Annotated in this window: 9 protein-coding genes and 1 pseudogene; 5 read left to right on the forward strand and 5 right to left on the reverse strand. The window is 63.6% G+C overall.

All coding sequences use genetic code 11. The features are described 5' to 3' along the window. Positions 1–770 (reverse strand): NAD(P)H-hydrate epimerase (locus B7L72_RS10695; protein ID WP_081194274.1); only part of this gene is annotated, 770 nt, incomplete at its 3' end. Positions 771–897: 127 nt separating this feature from the next. Here B7L72_RS10695 and queG point away from each other — a divergent pair. Further along, positions 898–2,007 carry a tRNA epoxyqueuosine(34) reductase QueG gene (gene queG / locus B7L72_RS10700; RefSeq protein WP_081194218.1) on the forward strand — a complete coding sequence of 370 codons (1,110 nt, stop codon included), beginning with the start codon at positions 898–900 and terminating at the stop codon, positions 2,005–2,007. Between the two features lie 16 nt (positions 2,008–2,023). Here the strand turns inward: queG and orn are convergent, their stop codons facing one another. After that, positions 2,024–2,608, reverse strand: coding sequence for an oligoribonuclease (gene orn, locus B7L72_RS10705; protein WP_016913439.1), 585 nt, complete (start codon positions 2,606–2,608; stop codon positions 2,024–2,026). Between the two features lie 146 nt (positions 2,609–2,754). Here orn and rsgA point away from each other — a divergent pair, with 146 nt between their 5' ends. From rsgA to asd, 3 genes are read left to right on the forward strand one after another with little or no spacing between them, the layout of a single operon-like run. Then, entirely contained in the window at positions 2,755–3,780 is a 1,026-nt protein-coding gene (gene rsgA / locus B7L72_RS10710; RefSeq protein ID WP_081194276.1) for a small ribosomal subunit biogenesis GTPase RsgA, read from the forward strand. A gap of 53 nt (positions 3,781–3,833) precedes the next feature. After that, positions 3,834–4,673, forward strand: coding sequence for a sulfurtransferase (locus B7L72_RS10715; RefSeq protein WP_081194220.1), 840 nt, complete (start codon positions 3,834–3,836; stop codon positions 4,671–4,673). Positions 4,674–4,725: 52 nt separating this feature from the next. Continuing rightward, positions 4,726–5,568, forward strand: coding sequence for an archaetidylserine decarboxylase (gene asd / locus B7L72_RS10720; RefSeq protein WP_016913436.1), 843 nt, complete (start codon positions 4,726–4,728; stop codon positions 5,566–5,568). A 22-nt stretch (positions 5,569–5,590) separates the two neighbouring features. Here asd and epmA read toward each other — a convergent pair whose 3' ends face one another. Continuing rightward, positions 5,591–6,571 (reverse strand): EF-P lysine aminoacylase EpmA, encoded by a 981-nt coding sequence (epmA, locus tag B7L72_RS10725; protein WP_016913435.1) that lies wholly within the window; start codon positions 6,569–6,571, stop codon positions 5,591–5,593. A gap of 70 nt (positions 6,572–6,641) precedes the next feature. Then, a complete protein-coding gene (gene efp, locus B7L72_RS10730; protein ID WP_016913434.1) occupies positions 6,642–7,208 on the reverse strand; it encodes an elongation factor P in 567 nt (188 codons plus the stop codon). A 112-nt stretch (positions 7,209–7,320) separates the two neighbouring features. Between efp and epmB the strand changes: the two genes are divergently transcribed. Beyond that, entirely contained in the window at positions 7,321–8,343 is a 1,023-nt protein-coding gene (gene epmB, locus B7L72_RS10735; RefSeq protein ID WP_081194222.1) for an EF-P beta-lysylation protein EpmB, read from the forward strand. 99 nt (positions 8,344–8,442) lie between these two features. On the opposite strand, the pseudogene B7L72_RS10740 reads toward epmB, so the two are convergent. Next, positions 8,443–8,769, reverse strand: a pseudogene (locus B7L72_RS10740) (hypothetical protein); the annotation flags it as partial.

Raw genomic sequence — 8,769 nt, forward strand, 5'->3', positions numbered from 1 at the left:
CCGCCCATGACCAGCACATGCCCCAGGTTGCCCTTGTGGCTGATCCGCGAACGCGGTGCAAAGGCGTCGGCCAGCAGCGCTTCATCCAGCCGCCAAGCCGTGGGCGGAATATCGAAAAAGGCCTGAGCCTTCACGCCCAACGGGCGAAAGTCGATCTCGCCGGTATAGGCTGGCGCATCGCCGGTATGCAGCCCGATCTTGTCGCCAATGAAGGTAACGGTGCCATCCGCCACCACCGCACTGCCCAGCACGGCCCCGCTATCCGCCGACAGGCCCGAGGGAATGTCCAGCGCCAGCACCGGCTGGTGCGCGCCATTGATGGCCTCGATGGCCTGGCGGATGTTGCCCTGGGGTTCACCAGCAAGCCCGGTACCCAGCAGGGCATCGACGATCACCTCCCCCACCAGCGTCGTGGCGGGCTGCCACTCGTCGAATCCCACCCCGGCTGCCGATGCCAGCCCTGCCGCCTTGGCCACGTCACCCGTGAGCGCTGCCAGGGGTTTGGTCGAAAGCCGCTGAACCTTGAGCCCTGCCTGCATGGCCAGGGCCGCCAACACATGGCCATCGCCCCCGTTATTGCCGCTTCCACATAGCACCGTGACGCTGCGGGCCTGGGGCCAACGCGAGCGAAAGCTGTGCCAGGCGCTGGATGCCGCACGCTGCATCAGCGCGAAGCTGTCGATGCCACTAGCAATGGTGCGTCGATCCAGCTCACGCACCTGGGCTGCCTTGTACAAAGGGCGTAACGATGAGGTACTCAGTGTGGACACGGTCTCTCCTTAGCGGCTGCCATGGGCCGAGGCACCGCCGTATTCATTGACACGGCAGCACCGTGGATATCGTATGAAAGCGTAATGGGTTAGCATAGCGCGCCTGTTGCACCAATGTTGATCAACCATGCCACCTTCCTCTGATTTTTCACTCTCTGCCGAGCGACTCCAGCAACTCGCCGAGCTGATCAAGCGCTGGGGGCGCGAGCTGGGCTTTCAGCAGGTCGGCATCACCGACACCGATCTTGCCGTCCACGAGCGCCATCTCGAGCGCTGGCTGGAACAGGGCTATCACGGCGACATGGGCTTCATGGCCAAGCATGGCACCAAGCGCACCCGCCCGGCCGAGCTGGAGCCCGGCACACAGCGGGTGATCAGCGTGCGCATGGACTACCTGCCCGCCGACGTTGCCACCACCAAAGTGCTGGGGCAGCCCCAGCGTGCCTATGTATCGCGCTATGCGCTGGGGCGCGACTACCACAAACTGATGCGCAAACGGCTGGCCCAGCTGGCACGGCAGATCGAGCAAGAGGTGGGCGCCTTTGGCTTTCGCGCTTTCGTCGACTCGGCCCCGGTCATGGAGCGTGCCCTGGCCCAGAAGGCAGGGCTTGGCTGGTTCGGCAAGAACGCCATGCTGCTCACCCCCCAGGCTGGCTCGCTGTTCTTTCTCGGCGAGCTGTATACCGACCTGCCTCTGCCCGTGGACCCGCCCTTCGAGCGAGAGCACTGCGGCAGCTGCAGCGCCTGCCGCACGGCCTGCCCCACCGGCGCCATCGTCGATGACAAGGTGGTCGATTCGCGCAAATGCGTCTCCTACCTGACCATCGAACTGCACGGCGCGATCCCCGTGGAGTACCGCCGGGCCATGGGCAACCGTGTCTATGGGTGCGATGACTGCCAGCTGGTCTGCCCGTTTACCCGCTTCACACGCCCGACCCAGGAGCAGGATTTTGCTCCGCGTCACGATCTCGACCGCGCCTCGCTCGTCACTCTGTTCGGCTGGAGCGAGGCGGAGTTTCTCGACAAGACTGCCGGGAGCCCGATACGCCGCATCGGCTACGAGCGCTGGCTACGCAACCTGGCGGTGGGCCTGGGCAATGCGCCCTGGAGCCGTGACGTCGAAGCCGCCCTGTGGGCACGCCGCGCCTACCCCAGCGCGCTGGTCCGCGAGCACGTGGTCTGGGCACTGGCAGAGCAGCACCAGAAACGCGCAGCGCGCATCGCGACGCAACGCTGAAAAGCGTCAGCGCGGATCAACGCTGCTCGTCGCTGCCGGGCGCCACGCGCAGGAAGGTGCTGCGATAGTGGGCAAGCTCGGCTATCGACTCCTTGATGTCGTCCATCGCCAAATGCACGTTGCGCTTCTTGAACCCTTCCAGTGCGCTCGGGTTCCAGCGCTTGGCCAGTTCCTTGACGCTGGACACATCCAGGTTGCGGTAGTGGAAGAAGCTCCACAGGGCGGGCATCTCGCGCTCCAGAAAGCGGCGATCCTGATGGATGCTGTTGCCGCACATGGGCGATGAGCCGGGCACCACGTAGCGACTCAAAAACGCCAGCGTCTGCTGCTCGGCCTCTTCGGTACTCACCTGGCTGGCCTTGACCCGCGCCACGAGCCCCGACTCACCGTGGGTTTTCTGGTTCCACTCATCCATGGCGGCCAGCAGGCTGTCCGGCTGCTTGACGGCAATCACCGGCCCTTCGGCCACCACGTTGAGATGCGCATCGGTGATCAGCGTGGCCACTTCGATGATGCGCTCCTTGTCCGGCTCCAGGCCGGTCATCTCCAGGTCGATCCATACCAGCAGGTCGCTGCGCGGGGTGACGGCTTGCTCACTCATTCGTCTCATTCCTTGGCCAAAGTCGCTCCAACACGAGCGATGTGCATAAAAGTGTCGCTTATATTGCCTTGCACCGCACCCCGTAGGGGACAGTGGGTGGCTCAGGTGGTTACAATGCCTGCCATTGTAACGATCTTCGGGTGGTCATGAGCAAACGTAAATTAAGCCGTCAGCAGCAGTGGCGCGTCGAAAAAATCCAGGCCGAGCGCGCTCAGCGGGCGGAAAAACGCGACGCGCGGGATGCCGAAAAGCTCTCCGCCGGGGAGTATGGTCCCGAACAGCCAGGCCGTGTGATGGCCCACTTCGGCCGTACCCTGGAAGTTCGCGATGCCGACGGCACCCCGGTACGCTGCCATCTGCGCGCCAACCTGGAAGGGCTGGTGACCGGCGACCGGGTGATCTGGCGAGCGGGTCAGGATGGCTCTGGCGTCGTGGTGGCCCGGGAGGAGCGCGACACGATCCTCAAACGCCCGGATGCCAGAGGGCAGCTCAAGCCGGTGGCCGCCAACATCGACCAGCTGCTGATCGTCTTTGCGGTGGAGCCTGCGCCGCACCCCAACCTGATCGACCGCTACCTGGTCGCTGCCGAGGCCACCGGCATCACGCCCGTACTGGTGCTCAACAAGACCGACCTGCTGCCGGAAGGCGGTGGCGAACTTGGCCAGCTGCTGGAGCGTTACCGCCAACTGGGCTATCGGGTGGTGCGTACCACCACGGCCAACCCTGAAGGCCTGAACGCCCTGCGTCAGCAGCTGGAGGGCCGTACCTCGGTGTTCGTCGGCCAGAGCGGGGTAGGCAAATCCTCGCTGATCGATCTGCTGTTGCCGGACGAGACCCTGCGCATCGGCGCCCTCTCGGAAGATTCGCGTAAGGGCACTCACACCACCACCACCGCCAGGCTCTACGCCATGCGCAGCGACGAAGTGCACGACGGCGAGCTGATCGACTCCCCCGGCATCCGCGAATTCGGGCTGGTGCACCTCGATGAACAGGAAGTGACCAACGGCTTCATCGAGTTTCACCCCTACCTGGGCCAATGCCGCTTCAGGGATTGCCGCCATCGCAATGAGCCCGGCTGTGCTTTACTCAATGCCGTCGAGGCGGGCAAGATTCACCCAGAGCGCTTTACCAGCTACCGACGCATACTGGATAGCCTGAACACCCAGGCCTGACGGCTGACGCCGATGGCTCAGATTACTTTCATTGCAGGGACAGGGAGCCGACCATGACCAACAGCCACTCTTCCGAAACCAACGTGCTGCCACTGATCGTCGAACCAGAACAGCTCGTCGAGCATCTGGGCGACCCTCAGCTCTTGATCGTCGATGTGCCACTGAATGGCGACAGCTACCGCCAGGGGCACGTGCCCGGCGCCATTTACCTCGACTACCGCTATCTGATGCGCGGCGAGGGCCCGGTCCCCAACGACGTGCCCTCCGTGGCGTTTCTCTCGCAGCTGTTCAGCGCCATGGGCCTGACCCGTGATACCCACGTGGTGGCCTACGATGACGAGGGTGGCGGCTGGGCCGCTCGCCTGCTGTGGACGCTGGAGCTGATTGGCCATACCCGCTACTCCTACCTGAATGGCGGCATTCATGCGTGGCGCGACGCGGGCCTCGAAGAGAGCATCGAGCCCACGGCCCCCACGCCCAGTGACTATCAGGCCGACATTCTCAATCCTCAGGCCGCCATCAGCCGCGACGAGATTCTCGACAAGCTGAACGACAAGCAGTTCGCCATCTGGGATGCCCGTTCGAAGGCCGAGTACGACGGTGAGCGTGGCAACAACAAGCACCTGGGCCACATTCCCGGCGCGGTGAACATGGATTGGGTAGACGCCATGGATCGTCAACGCGCGCTGCGCATTCGCGACTACGCCGAACTGATCACCGAACTGGGCGCGCTGGGCCTGACACCGGACATGGAGATCGCCACCCACTGCCAAAGCCACCACCGCAGCAGCTTTACCTGGCTGGTGGGCAAGGCCCTGGGCTTCAACATTCGTGGCTACGCGGGCTCCTGGGGCGAATGGGGCAATCGCGACGATACCCCCATCGAACGCTGATGCCTGCCATGCGCCAACGACACTCAACCGACACCGAGACAAAGACACCACTGTGACCGTTTCTCAAAAAGCCTTTTCGCTACTGCAGTACCCACTGCCCCATCACGCGCTTTCCCGGCTGACGGGCAAGGTCGCCGCGTGCGATCAACCACGGGTCAAGAACGCCGTCATCAAGGCGTTCATCAAACGCTTCGACGTGGACATGAGCCAGGCACTGGAACCGGACCCTACCGCCTACGCCACGTTCAACGACTTCTTCACCCGGGCGCTGAAGCCCGATGCCCGCCCCCTGGGCGACGGCATTCTCAGCCCGGCCGACGGCACCCTTTCGCAGTTTGGCCGCCTGTGCGCAGGCGACATCGTGCAAGCCAAGGGGCATCGCTATTCGGTGCATACATTGCTGGGGGGTGACGATGCGCTGGCCCAGGAGTTCATGGCAGGCAGCTTTGCCACCGTGTACCTCTCCCCACGGGATTACCATCGCGTGCACATGCCGGTGACCGGCACGCTGCGCGAAATGATCTACGTGCCGGGGCGGCTGTTCTCCGTCAATCAGGCCACCGCCAACTACGTGCCTGGCCTGTTTGCGCGCAATGAGCGTCTGGTCTGTATCTTCGATACCGAGCACGGCCCGATGGCCATGGTGCTGGTGGGTGCCATGATCGTGGCCGCCATCGAGACCGTCTGGGCAGGCCAGGTGACCCCGCTGGCGGGCACGCCCCAGCGGATGGTCTTCGGCCAGCCCATCGTGATCGAAAAAGGGGCCGAGATGGGCCGCTTCAAGCTGGGCTCCACGGTGGTCACCTGCTTCGCCAAGCCGATCACCTTTGCCGAGCATGAGCTGGGCGCCAAGGTGGCCATGGGCCAATCCCTGGCAACACCGCAGGCGTCATAGCCAGCGCCCGGCACGGCCAACCTCAACAGGCAGGGGTAGCAAACGCCAGTACTTCCTCCAGCTTCCCCTTGCCCAGGGCCTGCTGTATCAACCGGTCGATGCCCAGCGCGACACCGGAGGCAGCAGGCATTCCATGGGCCAGCGCGGCCAGCAGCCGCTCGTCCACGTCCACTTCGCTCAGCCCCAACCGACGACGCTCCTCGTTATCGCGGGCAAACCGCTGACGCTGCTCGTCAGCATCGGTCAGCTCATGGTAGCCGTTCGCCAGCTCGACCCCGTTCAGATAGAGCTCGAACCGCGACGCCACCCACTCCCCGTCGCTATCCTGATGGCGCTGCGCGAGTGCCGCCTGGCTGGCCGGATAATCCACCACCACGCTCAGCTCCTGCTGGCCCAGGCGCGGCTCGATGACCATGCCCATGAGCAGATCGAGGCACGTATCACGCCCCTCCTCGGCCAGCGCCTTGGCGGGCATGCTGCCCCGCTCGGCCGCCACCAGACGCAAGGTGTCCAGCGACGTGGTGAAAGGGTCCACTTCCAGATGCGTATGAAACAGCTCACGGTAGCGGTAGTGCACCACTGGCCCAGGAGCATTGGGCATCACATGGGCGACCAGCGCCGTGGTCTCTTCGATCAGCTGGGCGAGCGAATAGCCCGGCTGATACCACTCCAGCATGGTGAATTCGATATTGTGCCGCGACCCCACCTCTCCATCACGAAAGCTGCGAGCCAGCTGAAAGATCGGCCCACTTCCCGCCGCCAAAAGCCGCTTCATGTGAAATTCCGGCGAGGTTTGTAGCCACAGCTTGCGCTGGCCCTTGTCCGTGCGTGCCCGAGTCGCCAGCGACACGAGGTTGACATCGGTACTGCCCCCTTGCCCGAGGACGGGGGTCTCTACTTCCATGACATCCCGTGATACGAAAAAATGGCGCACTGCCGCAAGCAGGCGCGCACGCTCACGCAGTGTCTCCATGGATGCTGTTGGCTGCCAACTGGCCGTCATTCCCTTCTCCCTGACAACATAAAGCCACGCAGAGTGCGTGGCTTTGCTTACCGCTTGCAAGTGACGCCGATCAAGCGCGTGATACGTACTCACCGGAGCGGGTGTCGATCTTCAACACTTCGCCCTGGTTGATGAACAGCGGTACGCGTACCACGGCACCCGAGGAAAGCGTAGCAGGCTTTGAGCCGCCCTGTGCCGTATCGCCTTTCAGGCCTGGGTCGGTTTCGACGACTTCCAGCTCGATGAAGTTGGGCGGCGTGACCGAGATCGCCTTGTCGTTCCACAGCGTCAGGGTGTAGGGCACCTGCTCCTTGAGCCACTTTTCGGTCTCGCCCAGTGCTTTTTTCTCTACCGCGTACTGCTCGAAAGAGCCGTCGGTCTTCATGAAGTGCCACATGTCACCGTCGGTGTAGAGGTACTCCATCTCCAGATCCATGACATCAGCGCCTTCCAGCGAGTCGCCAGACTTGAACGTGCGCTCACCGACACGGCCAGTCATCAGGTTGCGCAGCTTGACGCGGTTGAACGCTTGACCCTTGCCAGGCTTGACCAGCTCGTTCTCGACGATCGAACAAGGATCGCCATCGAGCATTACTTTCAAACCCGCTTTGAATTCATTGGTAGAATAGTTCGCCATACTGCCTCTCAATGGTTCTATGGTGTGTTTCAGTCGGTGACGCGCGCAGCCCTGCTTCGCCGTCGTTAACCTTGTAGCCAAGTGCGCGCATGATAACCCGAAGGAGGGCTTTTTGCAGGAGAACATCATCATTGCCGATCACTCGATATCCGACGAGGCACCCGCCTCCTGGCAACGGCAACTATCCCACGCCATTCGCGACCCGCAAACCCTCTGCCAGCGCCTTGGCCTGGACGCCCAGTGGCAGCAAGAAGCCCAGGCGGGGCATCGCCTGTTCGATATCTGCGTGCCCGAGGCGTACCTGTCACGCATCGCGCCCAACGACCCCAGCGACCCGCTGCTGCGCCAGGTCCTGCCGCTGGCCGAAGAAGCCCTGTCGCCGCCCGGCTATGTCACCGACCCACTGGAAGAAGCCGAGCACCGTCCGGCCAAAGGCCTGATCCATAAATACACCAACCGCGTGCTGTTGATCGCCAGCCCGGCCTGCGCCATCAACTGCCGCTACTGCTTTCGCCGCCACTTCCCCTACCAGGAGCACGCGCCTTCGCGAGCCCAATGGCAGGAGGCCCTTGGCTATATCCGCCAGGACAGCGCCATTCGGGAAGTGATTCTCTCCGGCGGCGATCCGCTGGCCGCCAACGACAGGCAATTGAGCTGGCTGGTCGCGCAGCTGGAAGAGATTCCCCACCTGCAGCGACTGCGGCTGCATACGCGCCTGCCGGTGGTCATCCCGGACCGGGTGGATGACCACCTGCTGGGCTGGCTTGGCAACACCCGGCTGCAAAAGGTAATGGTGCTGCACATCAACCACGCCAACGAGATCGACCAGGCCGTGGTCGCAGCCTGCTCGCGCCTCAAGCAGGCGGGCGTCACGCTGCTCAACCAGAGCGTGCTGCTGCGCGACATCAACGATGACGTCACGACCCTGACCACGCTCTCCGAACGGCTGTTCGAGGCGGGGATATTGCCCTATTACCTGCACGCCTTCGACCCCGTACAAGGCGCAGCCCACTACGACGTCACCGACGAACGCGCCAAAGCGCTGGTCCAGCAGTTGCTCGAACACCTGCCCGGCTTCCTGATGCCCAGGCTGGTGCGAGAAGTACCGGGCAGGATGAGCAAGACGCCGCTGTAAGTCCACAAAATACGCTTGCTAGCCTGTCGCAGGCCTTAACGGCTTACCATGTGGTGCCACTATTACGACACTCTGAGCAGACATGCTGTCAGAGCGGCGCTACCCACGCTGCCTCGGCGCGTGCGCAAGCATCCTGACGCACAGGCGCGCCACCGGCAGTAGCAGCCAGAGCAAGGGGGAAATCAACCAGCGATATAGCCAGCGAGCCATGATCAGCACCGGCAGCAAGACCAAGAACCACAGCAGCCACTGCCCCAACCAGGTGGGCCAGCCAAGCCAGTTGGCCAGATTGGCGCCTAGCGCGCTCACCAGGCTGGGGTGGCGTACCACCACGTAGGCCGTGCCCGCCACTGCCGCCACGCGCGCCATGCGAGGCAGCGCCGCGAAACGTCCCGTGCTAGCCGCGACGCCCACACGGGCACCCTG

Source organism: Halomonas sp. BC1 (genome assembly GCF_002078135.1).
GTDB lineage: Bacteria > Pseudomonadota > Gammaproteobacteria > Pseudomonadales > Halomonadaceae > Vreelandella > Vreelandella stevensii.